The 21,987-nt window shown below is 60.9% G+C and carries 17 protein-coding genes; 10 read left to right on the top strand and 7 right to left on the bottom strand.

Annotation, left to right across the window (positions count from 1 at the left end):
• Positions 1 to 237 precede the first annotated feature (237 nt).
• The 4 genes from AABE10_RS12215 (at position 238) to AABE10_RS12200 (ending at position 5,175) form a co-directional block, all read left to right on the top strand.
• Entirely contained in the window at positions 238 to 1,443 is a 1,206-nt protein-coding gene (locus tag AABE10_RS12215; RefSeq protein ID WP_342933500.1) for a paraquat-inducible protein A, read from the top strand.
• Entirely contained in the window at positions 1,440 to 2,738 is a 1,299-nt protein-coding gene (locus tag AABE10_RS12210; RefSeq protein ID WP_342933499.1) for an MlaD family protein, read from the top strand. The genes AABE10_RS12215 and AABE10_RS12210 overlap by 4 nt, the downstream gene beginning before the upstream one ends.
• On the top strand, positions 2,738 to 3,325 hold the full coding sequence (locus AABE10_RS12205; protein ID WP_342933498.1) for a PqiC family protein: 588 nt from the start codon (positions 2,738 to 2,740) through the stop codon (positions 3,323 to 3,325). Before AABE10_RS12210 ends, AABE10_RS12205 begins: the two co-directional genes overlap by 1 nt.
• Positions 3,326 to 3,888: 563 nt before the next feature.
• On the top strand, positions 3,889 to 5,175 hold the full coding sequence (locus AABE10_RS12200) for a divalent metal cation transporter (RefSeq protein ID WP_342933497.1): 1,287 nt from the start codon (positions 3,889 to 3,891) through the stop codon (positions 5,173 to 5,175).
• A 1,487-nt stretch (positions 5,176 to 6,662) separates the two neighbouring features.
• Here the strand turns inward: AABE10_RS12200 and AABE10_RS12195 are convergent.
• The 5 genes from AABE10_RS12195 to AABE10_RS12175 form a co-directional block, all read right to left on the bottom strand.
• Positions 6,663 to 7,664: a transketolase family protein gene (locus tag AABE10_RS12195; protein WP_342933496.1), complete on the bottom strand. Its 1,002-nt coding sequence runs from the start codon at positions 7,662 to 7,664 to the stop codon at positions 6,663 to 6,665.
• Complete coding sequence (locus AABE10_RS12190; RefSeq protein WP_342933495.1) at positions 7,661 to 8,512, bottom strand: transketolase; 852 nt, start codon at positions 8,510 to 8,512, stop codon at positions 7,661 to 7,663. The genes AABE10_RS12195 and AABE10_RS12190 overlap by 4 nt, the downstream gene beginning before the upstream one ends.
• 26 nt (positions 8,513 to 8,538) lie before the next feature.
• Complete coding sequence (locus tag AABE10_RS12185) at positions 8,539 to 9,867, bottom strand: MFS transporter (RefSeq protein WP_342933494.1); 1,329 nt, start codon at positions 9,865 to 9,867, stop codon at positions 8,539 to 8,541.
• Between the two features lie 143 nt (positions 9,868 to 10,010).
• A complete protein-coding gene (locus tag AABE10_RS12180) occupies positions 10,011 to 10,760 on the bottom strand; it encodes an SDR family NAD(P)-dependent oxidoreductase (RefSeq protein ID WP_342933493.1) in 750 nt (249 codons plus the stop codon).
• 96 nt (positions 10,761 to 10,856) lie between these two features.
• Entirely contained in the window at positions 10,857 to 11,771 is a 915-nt protein-coding gene (locus AABE10_RS12175) for a LysR substrate-binding domain-containing protein (protein ID WP_342933492.1), read from the bottom strand.
• An 833-nt stretch (positions 11,772 to 12,604) separates the two neighbouring features.
• Between AABE10_RS12175 and AABE10_RS12170 the strand changes: the two genes are divergently transcribed.
• On the top strand, positions 12,605 to 14,530 hold the full coding sequence (locus tag AABE10_RS12170) for a potassium transporter Kup (RefSeq protein WP_342933491.1): 1,926 nt from the start codon (positions 12,605 to 12,607) through the stop codon (positions 14,528 to 14,530).
• A gap of 121 nt (positions 14,531 to 14,651) precedes the next feature.
• Here the strand turns inward: AABE10_RS12170 and AABE10_RS12165 are convergent, their stop codons facing one another.
• The gene (locus AABE10_RS12165) at positions 14,652 to 15,095 is read right to left on the bottom strand and encodes a kelch repeat-containing protein (protein ID WP_342933490.1); all 444 of its coding nucleotides are present in this window, start codon (positions 15,093 to 15,095) and stop codon (positions 14,652 to 14,654) included.
• Between the two features lie 517 nt (positions 15,096 to 15,612).
• Here AABE10_RS12165 and AABE10_RS12160 point away from each other — a divergent pair.
• The 5 genes from AABE10_RS12160 to AABE10_RS12140 all read left to right on the top strand — a co-directional run bounded on the left by AABE10_RS12160 (position 15,613) and on the right by AABE10_RS12140 (position 20,463).
• Positions 15,613 to 17,097 (top strand): metallophosphoesterase family protein, encoded by a 1,485-nt coding sequence (locus AABE10_RS12160; RefSeq protein ID WP_342933489.1) that lies wholly within the window; start codon positions 15,613 to 15,615, stop codon positions 17,095 to 17,097.
• A gap of 655 nt (positions 17,098 to 17,752) precedes the next feature.
• Positions 17,753 to 18,013 (top strand): DUF4148 domain-containing protein, encoded by a 261-nt coding sequence (locus tag AABE10_RS12155; RefSeq protein WP_342933488.1) that lies wholly within the window; start codon positions 17,753 to 17,755, stop codon positions 18,011 to 18,013.
• 327 nt (positions 18,014 to 18,340) lie between these two features.
• A complete protein-coding gene (locus AABE10_RS12150) occupies positions 18,341 to 18,781 on the top strand; it encodes a CidA/LrgA family protein (protein ID WP_342933487.1) in 441 nt (146 codons plus the stop codon).
• A gap of 38 nt (positions 18,782 to 18,819) precedes the next feature.
• A complete protein-coding gene (locus AABE10_RS12145) occupies positions 18,820 to 19,572 on the top strand; it encodes an LrgB family protein (protein ID WP_342933486.1) in 753 nt (250 codons plus the stop codon).
• Between the two features lie 198 nt (positions 19,573 to 19,770).
• A complete protein-coding gene (locus AABE10_RS12140) occupies positions 19,771 to 20,463 on the top strand; it encodes a CBS domain-containing protein (protein ID WP_342933485.1) in 693 nt (230 codons plus the stop codon).
• A 379-nt stretch (positions 20,464 to 20,842) separates the two neighbouring features.
• Here the strand turns inward: AABE10_RS12140 and AABE10_RS12135 are convergent, their stop codons facing one another.
• Positions 20,843 to 21,790, bottom strand: coding sequence for an MBL fold metallo-hydrolase (locus tag AABE10_RS12135; protein WP_342933484.1), 948 nt, complete (start codon positions 21,788 to 21,790; stop codon positions 20,843 to 20,845).
• Between the last annotated feature and the right edge of the window lie 197 nt (positions 21,791 to 21,987).

Raw genomic sequence — 21,987 nt, 5'->3', positions numbered from 1 at the left:
ACCGTGTCAGACCAATGAATGCGCGAATGTGTCGACAGCACTCGGGCAAAGCCGTTCGGGCGTCTGTTGCTGCGGCGATGCAGGTTCGTTCGTCGTGCTCCGCTTCGTAGCCGAACGGACCATTGCGTGAGGTTGGATTGTCATCACTGTCCCAGGCGTTTCGATGCCGCGCAAAGCCTGGAATGCGGCATGCTACGCGACTAGTGCTATCAGACGACAGTCAATCAACGAGGCCACATGACAATCGGCTGCCCCGAATGCGGCGCGCTCGAGGACATTCCGCCTTTGACAGCACGCATGCTCGCACGCTGCCGCATGTGCCACTATCCGCTGGAACGGCGCAGCGGCCGCAGCATGAGCGCGGCGTTGGCCTGCGCGATGGCGACCTTCGTACTTCTGTTTCCCGCCAATCTCGCACCGCTGATGACGGTGCATATGCTTGGCGCCGAGCGCTCGTCGGTGCTTTCTTCAGGCATCGTCGCGATCTGGCGTGAAGGCTGGATCATCCTCGCTGTGCTGCTCGGTACGTTCGGCATCGTTTTGCCGTTCGTGCGGTTCGGCGGTCTCGCGCTTGTCCTCGGCGCGATTCTCATCGGACGGCGCTTCAAGGGCATCGGTACAGTCTTCCGCTGGACGCTGTCTCTCGATGTCTGGGCAATGCCCGATGTGTATCTGGTCGGCTGCTTCGTCGGCTATGCGCGCGTGACGCAAGACCTGACGGGCACGATTGGTCCAGGTGGCTACTGCTTCATCGTCGCCGCGCTGATGTCCATGCTCACGCGCGCGTCGCTCGATCGCCGGACCGTCTGGCGTGCAATCGCTCCCGAACGGAAGCTGCAAAAAGGCGAAGCCGCCCTTTCATGTCTCGTGTGCGATCTCGTCGTGCCCGTCTCGTACGAGGGTCGCGCGTGTCCGCGCTGTGGGCTGAAGTTGCGCACGCGCAAATCCGACGCCGTCGTGCGGTCTGCCGCCCTGTCGCTCGCCGCGCTCGTGCTGACGGTGCCAGCCAACTTCTATCCGATGACGCTTTCGATGGAACTCGGTCGCGATGTTCCGCACAGGATCGTCGATGGCGTGTACCAGCTCTTTCACGCGGGCCTGTGGCCACTCGGCATTCTCATCATCTGTACGAGCATCGTGATACCCGTCGCCAAGATCGTCGGCATGGGTTGGTTCATCGTCTCCGTTTCGCGGCGGTCCCGCAAACATCTGCGCGTCAAGGCGCATCTCTATCGATGGATCGACGAGCTCGGGCGCTGGTCGAACGTCGACGTGTTCACGATCGCTGCCTTCGTGCCGTTGATCCGTTTCGACGGATTGGCCTCGTCGAGGCCCGCGATCGGCGCTACGGCGTTCGCGCTCGTCGTTTTCCTGACGATGGCGGCCTCGCGTGCATTCGATCCACGAATGATGTGGGACGTCCATATCAGGAGACGCTCATGAATGGAGCACGTCCGCGCCGCACGCAGGCCGAGGTGCGGCGCACCGCGTGGCCGGGCTGGATCTGGGCGGTCCCGCTCGCGGCATTCGGCGTGGCAGGATGGCTTGGCGTCCGCGCGCTCGTGCACGGCGGCGAAACGGTCACGGTCGTATTCAACGACGCCTACGGAATGAAACCCGACGATACGAGCGTTACCCTGCGCGGCGTAAAGGTAGGCGCCGTCTCCGACGTGGTGCTCGCGCCCGATGGGCGGCACGTCGAAGCGAAGCTGAAAATAGATCGAGCCGAAAAGCAGTATCTGCGCAGCGGCACGCGGTTCTTTCTGCGCGGCGCACAAGTGGACTTCAGCGATCCTTCCTCGATGAAGGCCATGCTCTCCGGACCCGAGATCGTCATGGAGCCGGGTCCCGGTGAGCCTGCCGTCCACTTCGAAGGGGCCGACCGGCGACCCGCTCTCGCGCCCGCGCATGGTCCCGTCGTGAACTATGTCGTGCGGTTCGAGGGCGCGGCGGGCGAACTCAAGGACGGCGCCGATGTTGAATTGCGCGGCTTTCATGTCGGCACCGTGACCAGCGTGCGCCTCAATTACGACGCGGCCACGGGCGCGCTGAGCACGCCCGTGCAGATCTCGCTCGACCCGTCGCAGCTCGGCATCGTCGGCACGGCGCCGCCCGCCAACGGCGATTGGCGGTCGCTCGTCGACAGCATGCTCAAGCGCCTCGTCGCTGAAGGACTGCGCGCACGTCTCTCGCAAGATCCGCCGCTCGTCGGGCCTCGCAAGGTCAACCTCGATTTCGTGACAGGCGCGTCGCGTGCGACGCTTGCCGCCGCTCAAAACGGCGTACCGGAAATTCCGAGCGTCGCGTCCGCGGACATCGACGCAATCACGGCAAGAGCCAACGAGGTCATCAAGAAGATAGACGATCTGCCCATCAAGGAAACGGGTGACGAAGTACGCAGCACTGCGGCGCGCATCAACGCACTGAGTTCATCGCCTCAGATCCGCGACAGCCTCATGCACATCGACCGGTCCGTCGCGCAGATCGACCGCACGTTGCAGCAGGTCTCACCGCAAATCGGTCCGCTCGTCGCGCAACTGCGCGAGACGGCGAATGCCGCCGATCGCACCGTCGCGGCTGCGAACCGTACACTTGGGGCTGACGCATCGAGCCAGAACGACCTGCCTGCGGCCTTGCACCAGCTTACCGATACGGCCCGCTCCGTACGGGCGCTCGCCGATTATCTCGATCGCCATCCCGAGGCGCTCGTGCGCGGACGGCGCGAGGAGAGCCCGTGATGGACAGTCCAGTACGACTGGCAGCGCTTGTCATATCGCTCGTCGGCAGCGCCCTCGCCGGGTGCGGGCATAGCATGCCCACGCGCTATGTGAGTCTGAGCGCGGCGCCAACCAGCGCGCCGCTCGCCACGCACGGGATACCGCCCGTGCAACTGACCGCCGTCCATATCCCTGACGTGCTCGATCGGCTCGAAGTCGTCACGCAGATTTCGCCGAACCGTCTGTCGATCAATGACGGCGACCGCTGGGGTGCGCCGCTCGCCCAGATGATGCGGCGCACGCTCGCGCAAGACCTGACGACGCGCCTGCCGGCCGGCTCATTCGTTCTGCCGGATGCGCCGGCACCGCCCGATACGAGAACGCTGGTCGTCACGGTGCTGGACTCCGAGGCCAACGCCAACGGAACGCTGACAATGCAAGCGGGTTGGACGCTGCTGTCGGGGCACCCTCCCGGCGTCATCCTGGCGCGACAGGCGACGCTCACGTCGGAGATGACGAACCGCGACGCGCCGGCGCAGGCGGCGGCACTGAGCCGCATTCTCGGCGAGCTCGCCGACCGGATCGCGGAGTCGATCGTCGCACGCTGACTTTACGCGCGATCCGCCCGGCAAATCCGTTTCGGACAAATGATGTCGTCAAGCCGGATCAGGGTGCGCGAGGCACAGGTAAGCGGCGCATTTTCGTCGAAACGAGATGCGTGCGTCGTGACGAGTGCTTCGACTACCCAGACAGTTCATCGATTGCGCGCGTCAGAGCTATCCGTACCGCGTCGCCGTTCACAAGCAGGATGAGGCTGCGGATGCCGTGATGGCAACCTCCGCGCGTTGGCGCGCAAGTTCCGCGAGGTCGTGTCTGAAGGCGCCCAAGCGGTTCTTTCCAGGCATCCGGTTGCCGAGCCTGGTTCGCCGATAGTCGCCTCCCTCTTGCCTTCGTTTTCGACCATTCATTCTCGACGCAATCGCGCGTTGCGGTGAATCGCATGTCACTGCGCATCCAGCTGGAAATAGCGTGGCGGCGGGCGAGGTACTGTCGCGGACGCGTACGGACAACGGATCGGTATGGTGGACGAATTGCCGCGGCACGGCAGTTGCTCGCCACTGCGCATAGAACCAGACCGCCCGCGCCCGCCGCCGGCGAAAGGAGCGGAACAATGCACGAACCCATCGAACGCGACGCTGGCGGTGAGACGCAGGCCGAAGGTTCCTGGTTCGCACGGCTCGGTCCCGGTCTCGTCACGGGTGCAGCGGACGACGATCCCGCCGGCATCGGCACTTACACGCAGGCGGGCGCGCAATTCGGCTTCGGCCTGCTGTGGACGCTGTTCATCACCTATCCGCTGATGGCCGCAATCCAGCTGGTCAGCGCACGCATGGGCCGCGTCACGGGTAAAGGCCTCGCATCGAACCTGCGCGAACATTTTCCGGCCTGGCTGCTATACGCGGCGGTAAGCCTGCTGCTGATCGCCAATACGATCAACATCGCGGCCGATCTCGCCGCGATGGGCGACGCTGCCAGACTGATTCTCGGCGGGCCTGTGCCGCTGTATGCCGCTGTTTTCGGCATCACGTCACTGTTACTGCAGATGTTCGTTACCTACGACCGGTACGCGCGCGTGCTGAAATGGCTCACGCTCGCGCTGTTCGCTTATGTCGCCGTCGCGTTCATCGTGCCCGTTGACTGGCCGGCCGTCGCGCTTGACGTGGTGCACCCGCCCCTGACGCTGTCGGCACACTGGATGACCACCGTTGTCGCGGTGCTCGGCACCACAATCAGCCCTTATCTGTTCTTCTGGCAAGCCGCTCAGGAAGTGGAGGAAATCCGTTCACACGACGGGCAGGCGCCGTTGATGCGTGCACCGCTGCAAGCGCCCGCGCAACTCAGGCGCATCAACGTCGATACCTGGATCGGGATGGCCGCATCGAACATCGTTGCCTTCTTCATCATGCTGACGGCAGCCGCCACCCTGCATGCGCATCACGTCGATGTGAAGTCGACAGCCGATGCCGCGTCAGCGCTCAGGCCGATCGCCGGCGAACTGGCGTTTGCGCTGTTCAGCCTCGGCATCATCGGCACGGGAATGCTTGCGCTTCCTGTGCTTGCGGGATCGGCGGCCTACGCGGCGGCAGGCACCTTCCGCTGGAAAAACAGTCTGTCGCTGCGCATCGCTGTAGCGAAACGGTTCTACGCCGTGATCGCCGTCGCCATTCTGGGTGGCATAGGACTGACCTTCGGCCATCTCGACCCGATCAAGGCACTGTACTGGAGTGCCGTAATCAATGGCATCACCGCCGTGCCGATCATGGCGCTCGTCATGTACATGGCATCGAGCCGCAAGGTGATGGGCCGGTTCCCTGTCGGGGGCGCGTTAGCCTGGCTGGGCTGGCTGGCCACGGGTTTCATGACGGTTGCCGCGATCGGTATGTTGCTGCCGGGATGAACGTCGACAGGACGTTGCACAGAGACCAGCGAAAGAGCCGGAGGATGCGAAAGATCCTGCCGAAGGTCCGCAAGGCAACAGAAACAGTTAGGCATCCGTCGCACAGGCAGGCACACCCGACGCGGCTATCGACGTGCTGCGGAACACATTGGCAAGTTGCGCATCGGCGCGGCTGCGTGAACGAAGCCCGAATCACGCTGCGCCCCGTTGTCCGCACGCCAGCATAGAGACCAGGTCATGCACACCTGGAAACATCACGCGAGCGGCCCTTAGATGCGCGGCCCAATGTGCCGAACTCCGCCATATTCGGGACCGAAAGCGCGCGCAACGCGGCCCCGATGGTCCCGGCCGACGAGCACGTATCGATTATCGATGGATCGGCGCGTCATGGCAGACCGGCTGAGTGAGCCGCGTCTGGCCTTCCAGCCACGGCCCAGACCAATTCCGCAAATCGCTGATTACGTGCTACGCGAAGAAGTTGGGCGTCGCGTATTGGCAGTTCCATCTCTGACATCGCCTTCGCGATCTTCTCGCAGGACTCGAGCGACGACGTACTGCGGCGATCGGGCACGCGCAGGCAGACAATCAAGCATGCGATGCGACAAGCGCTCTGCCTGTAAAAGCCGCCAGCCGTCGACCGCGTACCGACGTCGCCACATGCGGCACGTGCAATGCTTCGCAAGGTCTGTAATACGGTTCCCGCTTCGAGGGATGACAATGTCCAGCCAATACTATGCGTCGTATCGCGGATGCGGCATCGAGGTTCACGTTACGTTATCGAAATCGCACGCTATTGTTGGGATGTACCGGCGGTTTCGCGTGTCATGGACTGTCTCGTTTCCGGACCAACCCGATCGGAAGGTGGCGAACTTCCCCGAGCAGTTCGATTTTCTATCGGAACACGACGCTTTCAGATACGGCGAGAGCCGCGCGCATACGTTTATCGACTCGATATTTTCAACGCCATCGCGCCGACGCAGGCAATACGATCCCGCCAGAAACGACGAAGGACCGCCGACGGCGTAACAACGCGACTCGCCGGCAAAGGCCGCGTGGCGCGCTCGACGCTCGCACGTTGGCGGCCAGAAGTCTGCAAATAGTGTGTCCGCCGTGGCTGCCTTAATTCTTCTTCCGCGTTGATTCGAGCACGTGTCTACGCGGCAGACCTCGCGCACGGCACGCGACAGATGTTGTGAAAAGCCGCACCGTCGCACGTACTTCGCTAGTGTGCCGACGCAAGTATCGATGTGTCTCACGATAGAAAAACGCCCACCAGACGGTGGGCGGGATCCATGACACCTGAAGACATGGAAGACGGATCGCACCGCTTTCATCGGCGTGGTCGCTGCGTACCCGCGCGCTGTTGCGACGACTTTCCGTGACTCCCCTCCTTACCCATGACGGACACGTTCTCTCGCAATGCTTCCGAAGCCCTGGGCCCTCGTACTGCATCTGCCGACGTCGTGCTCGAGCAAACGCGGCGCTTCCTATGCCAGCCACTCTTTGATATTGGCGGCCATTGCGTTTGTGGAAATGCCGTAGCGGTCATGCAGCGTCGGCAAAGCGCCTGCATCGAGGAATGCGTCCGGCAGTGCAATCTGCCTGTATGTGCACGAAACGCCAGCACTCAGCAACGTCGTCGCCACCGCTTCGCCGAGCCCGCCGATGACGGTATGATTCTCGGCGACCACGACCATTCGCCCCTTTCTCCGTGCTTCGCGAATGATCGTCTCGGTGTCCAGCGGCTTGATGGTCGGCACGTGCAGCACCGCGACGTCCACCTTATCCGCTTCGAGCGCCTTCGCAGTTTCGAGTGCGCGCATCGTCATAATCCCGGATGAGACGATGAGCACATCTGTGCCGTCCCGAAGCATCTTCGCCTTGCCGAGTTCGAAGCGGTAATCGTACTCGTCCAGGACGGCCGGTACGTTGCCGCGCAACAGACGCGCGTAGACAGGACCTTTGTGCGCGGCGATGGCGGGCACCATCTGCTCGATATCCAGCGCGTCACATGGATCGATGACGGTCATGTTCGGCATTGCGCGCATCAGTGCAAGATCTTCCGCGGCCTGGTGGCTCGGACCATAGCCCGTAGTCAGACCCGGCAGAGCGCAGACGATTTTCACATCCAGGTCGTCTTCCGCGATGGTCTGGTGAATGAAGTCGTACGCGCGCCGCGTCGCGAATACGGCATAGGTAGTGACGAACGGCTGTGCGCCTTCGTGAGCGAAGCCAGCCGCTGCGCCCATCAGCAACTGCTCGGCCATGCCCATCTGGTAATAGCGCTCCGGAAACGCTTTCGCGAAGACGTGAAGATCGGTGTACTTGCCGAGATCGGCCGTCATGCCAATCACGTTCGCTTTGCTACGTGCGAGTTCGGCAAGCGCGTGACCGAACGGTGCTGAGCGCGTCAACTGTCCTTCGCCCGCAATAGACGCGATCATCGCCGAGGTCTTCAGGCGAGGCTTTTTGTCGATGACCGAGTTCATGCTTTTCTCCCTGCGAAAGTTTCATCGAGTGCTTCGAGCGCCAGCTTCCATTCGTGCGGATCGACGCGGATAAAGTGATTCTTCTCACGCTGCTCGAGGAAGGGCACGCCGCTGCCCATCTTCGTGTCGCACACGATGACGCGCGGTTTGACTTCCTTCAGGTTTCGCGCGTTATCGAATGCCTGCTTGACGGCGTCGATATCGTTGCCGTTCACGCGCTGCACATACCAGCCAAATGCTTCGAGCTTCGCCACGAGCGGCTCGAAGGCCATGATTTGCGTCGACGGACCATCGGCTTGCTGGTTGTTCACGTCGATCATCGCGATGAGGTTGTCGAGCTTCCAGTGAGCCGCCGACATCAGGCCTTCCCAGATCGCTCCTTCGTCAAGTTCGCCATCGGAGAAGAGCGTGTACACGAACGACTTCGAGCCCTTCCGCTTGAGTCCGAGACAACGGCCCACCGCAATCGTCAGGCCTTGTCCCAGCGAGCCGCCCGACATCTCCATGCCGGGGGTGTAGCTCGCCATGCCGGACATGGGTAGACGACTGTCGTCGCTGCCGTAGGTCTCGAGTTCTTCCTGCGGAAGAATGCCCGCCTCGAACAGCGCCGCGTACAGCGCAATCGCGTAATGGCCGTTCGACAGCAGGAAGCGGTCGCGATCTTCCCAATCGGGCTCGGCGGGACGGTAGTTCATTGCGCCGAAGTACGAGACGGCCAGCACGTCAGCGATATCGAGCGCCTGCCCGATATAGCCTTGACCTTGCACTTCGCCCATCAGAAGGGCATTGCGTCGGATGCGATAGGCACGCTCGGCAAGCGTCACATCCTCGATGACGGGAGTACTCATTTGCACGTCTCCAGAAAAGAACTGATTTAGCGATTGACGGTTTTCGCGGGTACGAAGAACACCAGGACCGCACCAAGCACCACTGCCGACGAGATAAAGATCAGGCCTGCCGTCGACTTGCCTGTGAGGTCGTTGAGCCACCCCACGATGGCGGGCGAGAAGAAGCCCGCAAGATTGGCGAAGCAGTTGACGGCTGCAATCCCCGCTGCCGCCGACATGCCGCCGAGGACGGCCGTAGGCAGCGCCCAGAACAGCGACGACGAAGCGAGAATGCCCGCCGCTGCAACGCTCACGCAGACAATCGACGCGCCCACGCTGCCGAGCATCGGCAAGGTAGCGAAGCCGGCTGCCGAGACGAGCATCGGAATCGCCAGGTGCAGACGGCGTTCACGTCGCTTGTCTGCGCTGCTGCCAAGCAGGGGCAACGCGACGATCGCGCAGATGTACGGGATCGCCGTCAGGATGCCCACCCACAACGGGTCAGCGACGCCCGTGCGGCGGATGATGGTCGGCAGCCAGAACGTGAGACCATATTGGCCAAGCACGACACAGAAGTAGATGGCGGCCATCAGCCACAGACGCCTGTCAGCGATGAACGCACGAATCGACATGTGCTCGGTGGTCTGTGTGCGGTCCTTGTCGACGTTGCGCTTGAGCAGGGCTTTTTCGTCTTCCGTCAGCCACTTCGCGCCGGCGATGCCGTTGTCGAGATAGAGAATGATGGCAAAGCCAAGAACAAGAGACGGAACCGCTTCGAGCATGAACAGCCATTTCCATCCGGCAAGGCCATGCAGCCCCTGAAACGAATGCATGATCCAGCCCGACAGCGGCCCGCCTACGATACCGGCGAGCGGAATCGCCATGAAGAACATCGATAGCGCCTTCGCGCGTCGTGCTGCGGGGAACCAGTACGTGAGGTACAGAATCACGCCGGGCGCAAAGCCCGCCTCGGCGACGCCGAGAAGGAAACGCAAGACATAGAACACGGTCGGCGATCTGACGAACACAAAGCTTGCAGAAATCAGCGCCCACGTCAGCATGATGCGCGCGAGCCAGTTGCGCGCCCCCACCTTGTGAAGGACCACATTGCTCGGCACTTCGAAGAGGAAATAGCCGAGAAAGAAGATGCCCGCGCCGATGCCGTACACCGTTTCGGAAAAGCGCAGATCATTGAGCATCTGAAGCTTCGCAAAACCGACGTTGACGCGGTCGAGGTATGCGCCCAGATAGCAGAGCATCAGAAAGGGAATCAGACGGCGCGCGACCTTTGCATAGGTTCTTGCTTCGAAGCTGACGATGTCGTCGGACACGGAAAGCTCTGCGTCGATCGTGGGCGAGGCTATTCTGGATTTCATCGGTTGTCTCCTGTTGGCCGGACGCATGCCTTCGATGCTGCGTCTGACCGCAAGCTTGTGAGCCGTTCATGCGGCGCGACGCCCCGTGCGTTCGGGTGCGTCGTGAGCGTGCGCATCGTTGCAACGCGCACACAATTTCGTCGTCAGTGGATCAGCATGCCGCCGTTGACGTCGAGCGTGATGCCTGTGAGATAGGTCGACAGGCCACTGGTCAGAAACAGGCAGGCGTTGGCGATATCGTTGGCGTCGCCGAGACGTCCAAGCGGAATGCCCTTGATGATGTCGGCGCGCATTTCCGGCGTCAGCTTGTCGCCCGTGATGTCCGTCTGAATGAGGCCTGGCGCGATCGAATTCACCCGGATACGGTCGGCGCCGAACTCGCGCGCCATGGCCTTCGCAAGCCCGAGTACGCCTGCTTTCGCCGCGCTGTAGTGCGGGCCGCCAAAGATACCGCCGCCGCGTTGCGCCGAGACGGACGACATGCACACGATGCTGCCGCCCTGCTGCTTCTTCATCTGCGGAATGACTGCTTGCGACATGCACAGCGTGCCGAGCAGGCTCACGCCAATCACCGCGTCGAAGTTTTCGCGCGCAATTTCCAGTGTCTTGATGGGCTGCGTGATGCCCGCGTTGTTCACCAGCGCATCGATGCGGCCGTATTTCTCGACGACGGCATTGGCCGCGCTAATGCACGCTTCCTTATCGGTGACGTCGCACGCCAGACCCAGGTGGCCGTCTCCCAGGTCGCGCGCCGCGCTTTCGGCTTCGGCCTGTTTGAGATCGAGGATCGCGACGCGGGCGCCCTGCGCGGCCATCGCTTTCGCCGTCGCCTTGCCGATACCGCGCGGCGATGCCGCGCCCGTGATGATGACCACTTGATTCTCGAGCAACATGTTCGTGTCTCCGTTGGGGAACTGGGTGTAGGCGAAGTTTCTCCGCCTGCGACCTGACCATCAACGCAGTTTTGCTCAATCGGTGCTGAGAAAATTTCAGCTGCGGGATTTCCCTGACGGGTGAGGCGCGCTGCGCCCGGTCTCCTGCTCGATCCATGCGAGAAACCGGGCTACTCTCGGCAGATCAGCGTTCTGGCTGGGATAAACCAGATGGTGAGCACCGACCTCGACTGAATGCGCATCGTCGAATACGGGCACCAATACGCCTTCCCGAATCTTGACGGAGGCGAGCATCAGACTCTCCAGTGCGATGCCCAGTCCCAGCGCGGCCGTTTCGATGGACATGTATGAACGGTCGAATGAAAAATCGAAAGTCTTCTGCGCGCCAGCGACGCCCAGCCGTCCAAACCACTGACGCCATTGCACAAGCGGTGTTTCGGAAAAAATGAGCCGGTGCCCGAGAAGATCTTCCGGCGTATTTACCGGGTGTCGCTCCAGATATTTCGGCGAGGCGAGCGGCGCGATGAACTCGCCGCGCAGAGTCCTGACTTCGACGTTGGTCCACTCGCCGTAGCCGTGACGAATGTCGATGTCATAAAAGCCGTTCGAAAACGAGACGTTCTCATAGGAGCACGCGAGGTTCAGCTGGATGTCGCCGTTCGCCTCCTGGAACGAAGCGAGCCGCGGCAACAGCCACATGAGACCGAAGCTCGGGCTTGAATGGACCCGCAGGATGTCCACCTCCTTGCGGCTCGACGCCCGCTCGGTCGCGCGGCTGAGGTCCGCCAGAGAACCCGTTACATCGGACAGGTAGCGCTCGCCTGTGGGCGTCAGGACCAGACCGCGCCCCGTTCGCTGGAACAAAGGCTGGCCAATGATCGACTCCAGATTGCTCAATTGATGGCTCACTGCTGATGCCGTAAGGCCAAGCTCCTCGGCCGCGCGATTCACGCTTCTGGTCCTGGCAATGCATTCGAAGGCAACGATGGCCTTGACGGGGGGAATACGCATGGTCAATTTCTCGAGACGCTTTTAAGGAGAACCGCATTGCCCGGAAGTGTCCGTCGCAGCCGTTCCGACCGCAAGCGCCTGCATTCGGCCATCTCGAACAGCTCGGCCTTCTCATCACCCCTTTGACATGGATCGAGTGTGTGCTTTAGCGGGTGCCTTTGATAGTTGGAGCCGATGAGGACGGGCGATGCCGCAATCTTGACACGCGATCCGCTACCGGCAAGCAGGCGTGGATTGTCGACATCGATCAGCGAGATACGAGGAGTCGGCCGCCAGGCAACATCAACGCAATGCCTGCGACGCCGTCGAGCGTTGCTTTCCGGCCGATTAGCATCCCGCGAACACTGGAATGGGAAGCGAGAAGTGCCATCCCAACATCCAGCAGCATGAGATACCGGCCGTGGGCCCTACGACCGTGACGCCGAGCCACGCGGACGCACTGGTGGGCAGTTGATCCCCGGCGTAGTTGCTGGAAAAAAGAAAGCATGGCTTAGGTTTTATCCTCACGGGACAAAAACCTGCGTCGGTGTTACCGATTCAAATACAGGACAACGAGCAGAGCAGACTTACTCGTTCTCTTCGAAGTATTGAAGAGGCCTTTTCTGACAGTCCTCCGGTTACAAACCTACGCAAAACCTACGCCGGATTTCGTCGCAACCCCTTTTTTGTGCGCAGTTCCTATACTTTTGAAACGATAGTGCGTAAAGGCGGCATGACCAGCAAGCCCTGCGAATTCCGCGTCGTTCCGCGATCGGGAATCGTACGGCCGTGCGCAGCGGCATCGTGCGCTGTGAGGCCGTGTCACCGCCACATGGCAGAACCAGGAGGAAGGCATGGGACACTCCGCCCCCGCAGCATCGGAAGCCCACCCGATCGGCGCGCCCGGTGAGCACCGCAAAGCCCTTCCGGCGCTCTCGCTTGCCGCGCTCGGCGTCGTCTATGGCGACATCGGCACGAGTCCGCTGTACACGCTTTCAACCGTCTTCGATTCAACCAACGGGCTGCCGCTCAACGCATTCAACATTGTCGGCATCGTCTCGCTGATCTTCTGGTCGTTGATGATGGTCGTCTCGCTCAAGTACGTGGTGCTTGTCCTTCGCGCGGACAACCACGGTGAAGGCGGCATCATGGCGCTGCTCGCACTTGCGGCTTCTTCGGTTTCGACGCGGCCACGGCTGCGCCGCGCGCTGCTCCTCGTCGGCGTCATGGGGGCCGCGCTCTTCTTCGGAGACAGCGTGATTACGCCCGCAATCTCCGTACTCAGTGCCGTCGAAGGCCTCGAGGTCGCGGCGCCGATGCTGAAGACGTTCGTGATTCCCGTGACGCTCGCGGCGCTCATTACGCTCTTCATCATGCAAAAGCATGGCACGAGCGGCATCGGCGCCGTGTTCGGTCCCGTGATGGTGCTGTGGTTCGTCGTGATCGGCATCGTGGGGCTCGTCAACACTTTCGCGGCACCCGTCATTCTGGTCGCGCTCGATCCGCTGCAAGGACTGGGCTTTTGCCTGCATCACCGCTGGCTTGCGTTCATCGCGCTCGGCGCCGTGGTGCTGTCCCTGACAGGCGCCGAAGCGCTCTACGCGGACATGGGCCATTTCGGCAAACGCCCGATTCGCGTCACATGGTTCGGTATCGTGTTTCCGGCCCTCGCGCTCAACTATCTCGGCCAGGGCGCACTGTTGCTTGCTCATCCCGGCGCGCTCGAGAGCCCCTTCTATCACCTGTTCCCGCAATGGGCGATTTTCCCGATGATCGTTCTTGCAACGATAGCGACCGTCATCGCTTCGCAGGCGGTGATATCCGGCACCTACTCGATGACCAGGCAGGCGATGCAGTTGTCCCTTCTGCCTCGCATGAACGTGGTCCACACATCCGAGCAGGAAATCGGCCAGATCTACGTGCCCGGCATCAACTGGGCACTGCTTGCCGCCGTGGTCGCGGCCGTCGTCGGCTTCGGCTCGTCGACTGCGCTCGGCGCCGCATACGGCATCGCGGTCACGGGCACCATGCTGATCACCACGCTACTGACGTTCTTCGTCGTGCGTTATGCATGGCATTACAACTGGCTGCTGTGCGTGTTCGCGACTGTTTTCTTCGTCGTGATCGATGCGACGTTCTTCTGCGCAAACCTGTTGAAGATCGTCGCGGGTGGCTGGTTTCCGCTCGTGATCGGCGCGGTGATGTTCACGATCATGGCGACCTGGGGGCGCGGCTGGGAAATGATGATGGCCGAAGCGCGCGTGCGCGCCGGCACGACGCCACTCAAGCCGTATCTGACGTCGCTGCTTGCGCGGGCTCCGTTGCGTGTCCGCGGCACGGCGATTTTCCTGACGCCCAACCCGGATGCCGTGCCGCATGCGCTCGTCAACAACCTGAAGCACAATCAGGTGCTGCATGAATGCGCGGTATTCCTGACAGTGACCACGAAAGAAATACCGTGGGTACCCAACAGTGAGCGCGTGAAATTGCAGCCGCTAGGGCCAGGCTTTTATCAGGCCACAGTCACCTATGGATTCAAGGACGAGGTCGACCTGCCGAAAGCGCTCGCAGAGTGCACAGCGGAAGGGCCCGCGTTCGAGCCGTCCGCGACGTCGTGGTTCCTTAGCCGCGCGACGGTCGTGCCGAAGCCGGGCAGTGGCATGGCGCTATGGCGCGAACGCCTCTTTGCCGTGATGTTGCATAACGTCGGCAATGTAGCCGCCTTCTTCAGGCTGCCTGCAAACCGTGTATTCGAAGTGGGCGCGCGAGTCGAAATCTAGCTCACGGGTATCCTTTGATTCGCTTCGAATTGCGCCGGGATGCTGCGCACATCGGCTACGGTCTCGATCTCCGCGCCCGTCGACAACCCGATGAATTCGCCCAGTGGACGCGTCAAATGGCCTACAAGGCATTGCCTGCCTGCTTCAAGGCGCCGGTTATTCGAAAGCAATCTATCTCGAACTGATCGCGCCGCTTTGCGAACTGCTCCGGAAAGCGCGCAAGGGCTTCGTGCCAGTCGACCGAGCGCGTATCACGCCCGCCGATTGGGTGAATCAGGCCGTTCGCTGCGACCACGGAGACGGCGCCGCGCGAGCCACGCGACAACGGACGAATGACGTGCCAACGGTCGTCCGAGACGACATAGGCATAACAATCCGGAACCGCAATACGGTCTTGTTCAACGAAGCCTCCGAACGCATAGATCACGCCGTCCTGCTCCGCCACGCCGACGTGGTTGGCGCCCCGCGGAATCGGCGCAACGTCTTCCCATTGACCTCGCGACGCATCGAACACGTGATGATAGGCGCGCGCGACCTGCCCGGCTCCATAACCGCCGATCCACATGCATGCGATCTCGTTCTGCCACTGCCCACGCCATCTCGCTTCGGGGCAGCGGCAGCGGCGGGGCACTGGACCAGTGGCCGGGACGGGCAGCCCGCGGTGCAGGTGAATAGATGAAGCGCTGATCGAACGCATCGGGCGGCAGCTGAGTTGCGGCCGGATCCTTGAGACTCGCATACGCCACCGCGTTGTACCGACTGCATCGCTTCGGGGTCGTACGGCTGCGATGGCCGACCGTCCATTGCCCGACGCACCTCGCCGAACGCCGCGCGCGTCCGCGCGACGGCCAACGCTCCGCTGCATGCGGCTAACTGGACAAAGCTGCGTCTCGGTAGTCTCATCACATACCTTTCGATCTTGCAATGTTGCTGCTCGCCTCCAAGGCAAAACACCTTCTCGCCATACCGCGTAAGTGAATTGCCAGTAATGGCAAGCGAATCCGAAGACTTCGGATGCTGCAATGGCAGTTCACTGCCGTTCATATACGACGAGGGCAGAATTTCTGCAAGCAACAACTGATGTGAACCTCTTCATCGATCCTTCGTCTCACCCGGGCATCCTGCAAAGGACACGCGTTAGTCGATTGTGTCAGGCCCGGCATCAATCGTCCGGACAAGCACAGGCCTCTTTTTATCCACCATCAAGGAGAATTGACGTGCCAAAGAAACGCGCGAATGGAGCCCGCACCACCGAAGATCGCGTCCTCGCCGGACCTGTTTTTTCGCAGCCACAGCCGACCCCGGACCCGCAGACCTTTGTCGTCAGGCACGCGTCCGACGTCGCAGCCTACAAGGTCATTGACGAACTGAACCTGGAGCACAAGCTCAAGCCCCTCCCGTTTTCCGCGCCGCGCGGCGGCACCGAACCACGGCTTACATTCGCACAGGTGATCGACAACAATCAGGCCTTGCTCCAACAGATCACCGCGAACGGGCAGATTGTCTTTCATGCCACCGGTGACTGCGGCAGCACGAAAGGCCCGAAGACACAGAACGAAGTCGCGGACAAGATGGTGAGCGACTTCGATGAAACGGATCCAGCAGACGTGCCGCAATTCAACTTTCTATTGGGTGACATCGTCTACAGCTTCGGCGAGGCGCAGTACTACTACGATCAGTTCTACGAGCCGTATCGCGACTATCACGCGCCGATTCTCGCCCTGGCAGGCAACCACGACGGCATGATCTCACCCCTGCAGCATGAGAAGAGCTTGCAGGCGTTTCTGAGGAACTTCTGTTCCGACTGCTTCCAGGTTTCGCCCGATGCCGGAAACCTTTCACGGACGGCGCAAATCCAGCCGGGCGTCTTCTTCACGTTCGAGGCTCCGTTTGCACGCATCATCGCGTTATACAGCAATACGCTCGAAGACCCAGGCGTGATCGCCAATAGCGATATAGGCGACAGCCAGTTGAAATATCTGAAAGCCGCACTGCTACGGGTGAAGAAGGAAAATTATCGCGGCGCGCTGCTGTTCGCGCATCACCATCCGCCTTATGTGGCGCGCGGTCGTCATGGCTGGAGCGTCGAGATGCAACAGCAGATCGATGCGATCTGCAATGAGGTCGGCGTATGGCCGCATGCCGATCTTGCCGGACACGCGCACAACTACCAGCGCTTCACGCGAACCCGCCCTGATGGCACACAGATTCCTTATATCGTTTGCGGAAACGGCGGCCACAACGTGCAGAGGCTGACCACGAATGGTCAGCCTCCCCTTCGCGCGCCGCAGCTGATCCAGGCCGCGTCGAAGGACACGGATGCCGTTGTATTTGAAAACTACGATGACCAGAACTATGGCTACCTGCGAATCATTGTCAACGCGAACCAATTGCGCATCGAATATCACGCCGCTGTCGACGGACCGCATACGAAAGCGCCCGATGACCAGGTGACCATCGACCTGGCCACGCACAGGGTCTCGCACTTCGTCGCCCGGGATTCTGGCGTACCGGCACTCGCGGCGCGCATTCGCGAGTTCGCGCGAGGCGCTCGGCAAAGCGGATGATTCCGTGTCTTCATGGTGAGCAAATCTGCGCGCAATGCTGGTCGCTTTTCTATCGAGCAATACCATGAAGGCGAGTGGAAAAATGCGACTCAAGGCACAGATCGCCTTCTCCTGGACCGCCGAATTTCTGACCTTACGATTATTCTCGTTCTTTCGATTGCCATGCAAGCTTGTATCGGCATGTGTCTGCAATCGCATTTGGCCTTTTCGAGGCGTTACCTTGTGAAGGCGTACGTCTGACCTCCGCTGGAAAGGCTTCACTGCGGCCGCTCACATCTTCAATCCGGCCCCGATGCCGCGCAGCCATCACTCGCATTTCCTGCCGGGCCAACTCCGCTGTTCGGAATTCGACCTAAGCCTCTTGGAGAGAACGATTGTCACTGAAGTGATCACTTCACCACATTCCCCGTTGCCGAGGATGTGTAGCAAATATGAAAGCATCATCACTACATTAAGTGAGCCGCCACATATACTTTGGATTCCCAATTATCAAGCAATTCGAAAGCCAATGGAACGCAACCAGCAAACTGAATAAGGCAATCCCCGAGTCTCTATTAGGACGGGTGCCTTATTCATGCGCATGTGACCAGCGCATACAGTCATCAATGCCGGCGTGCCGCGCCGGCAATGTCAATGCATCATGCTGGAGAACGCCATGAAAGCCATGATTGTGATTCCCGTCGCAGCATTGTCACTGTATGCGATGCAGGTCCATGCCGACGACGCCAGTACGTCGAGTATGGGTTCCGACAGCAATGCCGCGATGACGACCGACTCCGTCGGCGGAACGACGGCAGGCACCACCAGCGCAGCGGGTGTCGGCAAGACGCGCGCCCAGGTCTATCAGGAACTGATCCGGGCGAAGCAGGATGGGACACTGGACCGGATAAACGAATTTTATGGCGGCGGAAACTGACGCCTGATCCAGTCAATCTGTGCCACAAGTGCGCGCGCCCTTGCAACGCTGGTTCCCTGATGTTCAGGTCGGCGTCGATACAGACATGAGTTGTTTCGATGTTCTCGGGCCCTGATCATAAAGCGAGAAGACTGTAATCGACGCCAGATTGCAAGAACTTCACGGTGTGCGTTTTGAGCCAGCGCTTCCCGGGCGCGGCCCAGCGTGTCCGACGGCCCGGGATGCGCAATCACATGCAGCCAGAGTGAAATCTATATCCGTATTGATCGTTCTTCAATGAAAGCGCTCTCCGGTGCGTCCGGCAGGCGCACCATGCGGAGCGCTGACATGAACCTTTCATTGCTCAATACGCGACCCAACGCAGTTGTACGCGGTGACGTCTCCGTCGTATGCACCTTTGCGACATTGATTGCATTCCAAGGCATCGGCGAACTGCTCGCGCGCATCCTGCGCGTGCCAATTCCAGGACCTGTCATCGGCATGGTGCTGCTCACTGCCCTATTGGCGACGGCGCCGTCAGTCGGACCTCGCCTGGAAAAACCCGCGCTTGGATTTCTGAATCACCTGTCGCTTCTGTTCATCCCTGCCGGTGTAGGTGTCGTCGGGCTGTCAGGGGCATTGAACGGTCAGCTGATCGCCATCCTGCTGGCGATCGTCGTTAGCACGGCCCTCTCGGTCGCGGTTACAGGAATCGTAACCTGTGCGCTTTTGCAAAGGCATAAGCGTGTCAAGCGCTCCGCTGCCCCGTCCGCCGAGGCGCAGCATTAGCAGACGCGGCGTGTCATATCATCCGCAAAGGGGCAGTCATGTCCACGCCAGAGATCACCACGCTCGCCCGCACGTACCTGAGCGATTCTCCCGTACCGGCGCTCGCCCTGACGATCGGAGCGTATCTGTTTGCGCGCTGGCTTCATGCCCGGTGCCGGAATCATCCGTTCGCGAACCCCGTGGCCATCGCGGTGATGATGCTGATCGTCGTGCTGAAGCTGACACACGTCGACTATCGCGTCTATTTCGCACAGGCACAGTTCATTCACTTTCTGCTGGGTCCGGCGATCGTCGCGCTGGCGGTTCCGCTGTACCGGCAGATTCACAAACTGCGAAGGGCGTGTTTTCCGCTACTGTGCGGGCTGCTGGCGGGGTCATCCGTGGCCGTGTTGTCGGCGGTCGCCATCGCATTGCTGTTTCACTGCCAGGCAACGACGGTCGTCTCGCTTGCACCCAAATCGGTCACGGCAGCCATCTCAATGCTGATTTCGGTCAGGGCCGGCGGCATCCCCTCGTTGACCGCGGCGATTGTGATCGTCACTGGCATTACGGGAGCCGTGATATCCACACTCATGCTCGGGCTGGTGGGAGTTCGCCGCGACGACGCGCGAGGCTTCGCGATTGGCGTGGCCTCGCACGGCATAGGCACGGCACGGGCGTTCCAGATCAGCGAGGAGGCCGGTGCATTCGCGGGCCTCGGCATGGCCATGAATGGAATCGTATCCGCAGTTGTGCTGCCGTTCGTGCTTCCTGCCCTCATCGCTATGCTGGGCCGGCTGATCAATGAGTAGCCACCGACCATTTGTTGCCACGCGACATTGGAATAACAGTACGAAGATTCTGGTCACAGTGAGCATCCGCAACCAAATACCACGTCTTATTGAATCAAGGCGCCTCAGCACCGGCCGGTCCGCCGCCGGTGCGCTTGCCGAAACTGTGCAGCGGATGCAGCAGATGGGGACCCGTTGCGACACGCTGAAGGAACGATCATGCGCGCACTCGACATCATGACTACGTCCGTCGTTACCGCCACGCCAGACATGACGATCCACGACGCCGCGAGACTGTTCGTCGACAACGGCATCAGCGGGATGCCCGTCGTCGACGCGGATGGAAAGGTCATCGGCATCGTCAGCCAGAGGGACCTGCTGCATCGCGTGGAGAACGGCACCGGCCATGCAAAGCGTCGTTGGTGGCTCGAATTCCTGTTGTCGTCGCCGCGCGAGCAGGCCGCGAGGTACGTGAAGGAGCACGGTCACGTCGTCGGCGACGTGATGTGCGATCAGGTGATCTCGATCTCAGAGGACTTGCCACTCGACAAGATCGCCGACCTCATGGAGCGACGGCACCTCAAACGCGTGCCGGTTCTCAGGGACGGCAAGCTGGTCGGCATTGTGAGCCGTTCTAATCTGATCCGCGCTCTGGCGAGCGTCACGCCAGCCGTTAACTCAGCGTCACACGACGATGCGAGCCTGCGCGACGCGATCGTTCTGGAAATGGATGGGAAACCTTGGGGGCTGCCGAAACGGGGTGTGCTCGTCAGGGACGGTGTCGCGCATCTGTGGGGCGTCATTGAATCCGAAGAGGAAAAGCGCGCGATCCGCATTGCGGCCGAGGGTGTGCCCGGTATCAAGCGTGTGGAATATCACCTGGAGGTGCCGGGTGTAATTCCGACGCTATAGTCGGCAACCAGAGAACCGCTTCGTAAGCAGCTGGCGATCTCATCTTGCGCCCCGCAGGCTCGTGACATAACAGGCGGGGCGTGTGTGACGAAGATGGTGATACCACGGGCAAGGAATGGCAAATGCGGCGTCGCCGGATCGGCTCGAAGTGCGGCTCGAACTACGGCTAGATGTCGCGCCTTGGGGAGCGGGCCCACTTCGATGGTGAAGCGCACTCAAAACATTGCGCCCGACGCACTGCACAGCGGCAATGGCTTCGCACCCGGGAGAATTCAGTATAAAAAATGGTGAAGTGGCCTTCCAAGGGACTAAGTTTGCGGCGATACGCGCACTGGAGAAAATTCCGCAGAAGTCAAGATTACCCAGGTATTACTTTCCCCTACGTTTCGATGTTTTTGGTCTCTCCGCTTGCATTTACTTTATCGAATCGGCCGTCGAGGAGGTCGATGTATCGCCGAACCGACGCCGCGACGGCAGCCTTGCCATCGGATTCTATTTCGCCATGACGAAAGCTTCCGTACACACTCGCATATTCGAATCCCTCAAGCAGTTCCGCCATTGAGCGGACCGTCGAGCCAGATAGCGGCAAATAGTTCGGATAACTATACATAAACGAGACATGCGATCGATCTGGCGTCACCTGCAGGATATCTCCTGACAGGAGTGTGCCTGCTCCCGAGTTCCAGTGGAGCACGGAGCCTCCCGGAAAGTGGCCGCCAAGTCGCAACAGGGTCATATCCGATGTGATGGACGCCCTATCGCCACGCCAGAACTGCACTGCATCGCTGGGACATACGACCCACTCCCGGTCGGCTTCGTGGGCCCAGACCTTGCAATGAAATGCGCGAGCCCACTCCGACATCGTCGAGTAGTAGTGCGGATGCGAAATCGCGATCGCCTTCAAGCCGCCAAGCGCCTGAATGAGGTCAACCGTCGCCGCGTCCAGCAGCGCGATGCAGTCCCACAGCACGTTGCCTTCATTGGTTCGCGCCAGCAATGCCCGCTGTCCGATACCAAATGTCGGCTCCATCCGAATCTCGAACAGTTCACTCCGCAACGCGCGCCACGCGTTTGCGTGACTTTGACGGAGCGCGCCCAGCGACGTCCGGGCCTGGCCCGATGGCGGAATAAACTGCCTTACGTCTTCACAAATCAGACACCGTTCCCGTCGGTCGTTCTCTGGATACTGCGTGCCACAGGTTTCGCAGATTCGTTTCATCCGGATGTCCTCCTCGTTTCTGTCCGCGCAATCCACGGATTCGCTTCCTTTAGCTTCGAGCGCCGACGCGCTTTTCGCAACGCGCTGCACGCTACGTACATCGAACACAGCAGCATTGGTTATGCCGCATCCGAATCGTTCGCGCGATCATGAATGCTGCCTCTAACGGAGCACGCATCGTCGGTGCAAAACCGCGCTGACCGCCGTCTCCGGAAAGGAGAGCGAGCATCGCGCTCAGTTCGTCCATCAATATCTGTGCATCCTTTCAGCCCCCGGGCGTCCCGTCGGGTTTGCTCACCGAACTT

The sequence above is a fragment of the Paraburkholderia diazotrophica genome (assembly GCF_038900755.1).
GTDB classification, from domain to species: Bacteria; Pseudomonadota; Gammaproteobacteria; order Burkholderiales; family Burkholderiaceae; genus Paraburkholderia; species Paraburkholderia diazotrophica_A.
This window is presented reverse-complemented; position numbering and strand designations above follow the sequence as displayed.